The 383-nt window shown below is 28.5% G+C and carries 1 protein-coding gene; it reads right to left on the bottom strand.

The window, feature by feature from the left end:
* On the bottom strand, positions 1-269 hold a 269-nt coding region (locus KI356_RS23155), incomplete at its 3' end, for a response regulator (RefSeq protein WP_212936582.1).
* Between the last annotated feature and the right edge of the window lie 114 nt (positions 270-383).

Genomic DNA, 383 nt, shown 5'->3' with positions numbered 1-383 from the left:
AAAATTTTATCCATATCTTCAGCCTTTGCGCTAAGCATAAGGATAGGTACAGTATTATGTTCACGCACTTCTTGACAAACTTCTAATCCGTTTCGTTTTGGCATCATAATATCCAAAATCATAAGGTCAATTTCATACGCAGATATCATTTGTAATGCTTCATCACCATCATAAGCTTTATAAATGTTATAGCCTTCATTTCGCAAATAAACAGCGAGTAATTCTACAATATCTTTGTCATCATCAATAATTAATACATTTTTATTCATTATATAGTTAGTTCCTTTCCTTACAATTAATCAACATTACTATAATATCAAACATTTATGTATTTTGTAGTAGTGTTTCTACATAAAATTTCATGTAACGTACTAAAAAGGAAT

This window comes from Bacillus hominis (assembly GCF_018332515.1).
Lineage (GTDB): Bacteria > Bacillota > Bacilli > Bacillales > Bacillaceae_G > Bacillus_A > Bacillus_A hominis.
The sequence above is the reverse complement of the archived record's forward strand: the minus strand, read 5'-3'. Positions and strand labels throughout refer to the sequence as shown.